Consider the following 3,203-nt stretch of genomic DNA (forward strand, 5'->3'; position numbering starts at 1 on the left):
AGCGTCGTGTACGTGATCTACACCTCGGGCTCGACGGGACGCCCGAAGGGCGTCGTACTCGGACACGCCCACGTGGTGCGGCTGTTCGAAACTGCACAGGCGCAGTTCAACTTCGGCCCGTCCGACGTGTGGACGTTGTTCCACTCCTACGCCTTCGACTTCTCCGTGTGGGAGATCTTCGGGGCGCTGCTGCACGGCGGCCGGCTGGTGGTGGTGCCGGAGATGACCGCTCGCGAGCCGAGCCAATTCCACGAGCTGCTCGTACGCGAGGGCGTGACGGTACTGAACCAGACACCGTCCGCCTTCACACAACTCATCGAAGAAGACCGCACCCGCAACAACAGCGGCCAACTCGCCCTGCGCACAGTCGTCTTCGGTGGTGCGGCCCTCGACTGTGGGGCTCTTCAGGGCTGGGTGGCACGTCACGGTCTGGAGTCGCCGCGGCTGGTGAACATGTACGGCATCACCGAGACAACGGTGCATGTCACGTACTACCCGGTCGGCGAGGAAGACGTCGCCGCCGGTGGATCGGCGAGCCCGATCGGCCGTCCGCTGAACGACCTGAGCCTCCACCTCCTGGACGCGCGCGGCGAGCTGGTGCCGGTCGGAGTCCCCGGAGAGATCTACGTCGGCGGCCCCGGCGTGGCCCGCGGCTACCTCAACCGGCCCGAACTCACCGCGGAACGCTTCGTTCCCGACCCCTTCGGCCCCGCCGGCTCACGCCTCTACCGCAGCGGCGACCTCGCCCGCAGACGTGCCGACGGAAGCCTGGAGTTCCTCGGACGCGCCGACGACCAGGTCAAGGTACGCGGCTACCGCATCGAACCCGGCGAGATCAGCGCCCGACTGTCGGAGCACCCGGCCGTGCGCGAAGCAGTCGTCATCGTCCGCGACGAACGCCTCGTCGCCTACCTCGTCATCGACGCCGAACTTCCCTCCACGGCCGAGCTACGCGCTTTCGTGGCGGGTGCGCTGCCCGAGTACATGGTGCCGGCGGCCTTCGTCGAACTGGAGCGCATCCCGCTCACCGTGAACGGCAAACTCGACCGCCGCGCCCTGCCCGAGCCCGACGCCTCCGTCGAAACCGGTCACACCTTCGTCGCTCCCCGCACTCCCACGGAGGAGCGGGTGGCCGAGGTCTGGCAAGAGGTCCTCGGCGTCGAGCGCGTCGGTGTCGAAGACGGATTCTTCGAACTCGGCGGTGACTCCATCCGTGCCGTCGCCCTCGTGGGCGCGCTGCGAGCGGCCGGGTTCGACGTGGCCGTGCGAGACGTCTTCGAGCACCGCACGGTCGCCGGCCTCGGTGAACTGATCACCGGTCTGCCCGCTCCGCAACCGGAGCAGTTGTCCGTCGAGCCCTTCTCCCTCATCGGGGAGGAGGACCGGACGCAGCTCCCGCAGGACGTCGTGGACGCCTACCCGCTGTCCCAGGTCCAGCTCGGCATGATCGCCGAGCAGTTCGCCGACGACCGCCGGAACAACTACCACAACGTCAGCCTCTTCAGAGTCCGCGACGGTCGCCCCTTCGACGCCGAGGCACTGCGTGAGGCTGTCGACATCCTCGTGCAGCGGCATGAGGTGCTGCGTACCTCCGTGCACGTCGACGGGTTCGCGGTGCCGCTGCAGATCGTCCGCCGGACCGCGCAGGCCCCGGTGTCCGTGCACGACCTGCGCACGGTGGAGGACGCCGACGCGCGCGAGCATGCGCTGCGGAGCTTCGTCGCCACGGAGCGCCGGCAGGTGTTCGACCTGACGGCTGCCCCGCTGCTGCGCGTCTCCGCGCACCTGGAGAGCGACGAGGCCTGGTGGCTGGGCCTCACGGAGTCCCATGTCCTCCTCGAGGGCTGGAGCGTGAACTCGCTCTACAGCGAATTGCTGGAGGTCTACGGCTCGCTGCGCGACGGCGCCCGCCCGGAACCCCACCAGGCGCCCCCTGTACGGTTCGCCGACGCCATCGCCGCGGAACTGCGGGCGCTGGAGTCGAAGGAGGACCGCGCGTACTGGCGTGACGTGGTCACCGAGCACACCAAGTTCGTCCTCCCGGCGGGCTGGCACGGCGACCTGTCCGCACCGGCCGAACCCGTGGGTACGGCATTCCGCCTGAACGACCTCGAACCGGGTCTGCGCGCGCTGGCTTCGGCGGCCCAGGCCTCGATGAAGAGCGTGCTGCTGGCGGCGCACCTGAAGGTGATGAGCCAGCTCACCGACGAGGACGCCTTCCACACCGGTGTCGTCCACCACACCCGCCCCGAAGCCCCGGGCGCCGACCGGGTGCTCGGCATGCACCTCAACACCCTGCCGTTCCCTGCCGACCGGTCCGCCCGCACCTGGCGCGAGCTGGTCCAGCAGGTCTTCGCACGGGAGATGGCCAACTGGTCCCATCGCCACTTCCCGATGCCGGCGATCCAGCGGGAGACCGGCAGCGGCAGCCGACTCGTCGACGTCTTCTTCAACTACCTCGACTTCCACCAGGTCGACGGTGAACTGGTCGACGAGTCAGCGGAGATGGGCGAGAACCCGAACGAGTTCTCCCTCGCGGTGACGGCGATCAGCGGCGTGCTCGGCGTGCGCGGCGACTCCCACGTCATCAGCCACGCCAACATCGAGCGCCTGGTCGCGATGTACCGGGCCGTCCTGGAGTCGATGGCGGCGGATGCCGAGGGCGACGCGCGTGCCGTGTACCTGCCCGCCGGTGAGCGGGAGACGGTGCTCGGCGCGGTCCCGTCGGATCCGTCGGCTGCGGTGGAGCGGTGTGTGCATGAGATCTTCGCGGAGCGTGCCGCGGCGACGCCGGACGCGGTCGCGGTGATCGCCGGCGACGTGGAGCTGACGTACGCGGAGCTCGACGCGCGTGCCAACCGTCTGGCGCACCACCTGCGGGACCTGGGCGTGGGCCCGGAGTCCCTGGTGGGTGTGTGTCTGGAGCGCGGCCCCGACCTGATGCCGACCCTGCTGGGCGTGCTGAAGGCGGGTGCCGGATACCTGCCGCTGGACCCGGCGAACCCGGCGGAACGGCTCGGGTTCGTGCTCGCGGACGCCGGTGCACGGGTCGTGGTCACCTCCGGCGAACTGGTCACGGTCCTGGACGAGGTCTTCGACGGTGAACTGGTCGTGCTGGACCGGGACGCGGAGACGATCGCCTCCCGCCCGCAGACCGCACCCGAGACACCGGTCGCACCGGACAACATCGTCTACGTCATCTA

The 3,203-nt window shown here is 69.6% G+C and carries 1 protein-coding gene; it reads left to right on the forward strand.

From position 1 onward, the window contains the following. Nucleotides 1-3,203: amino acid adenylation domain-containing protein (locus ABZ027_RS43070; protein ID WP_356778567.1), on the forward strand; the 3,203-nt coding region annotated here is incomplete at both ends.

It is taken from the genome of Streptomyces sp. NPDC006332 (genome assembly GCF_040612855.1).
Classification (GTDB): Bacteria; Actinomycetota; Actinomycetes; order Streptomycetales; family Streptomycetaceae; genus Streptomyces.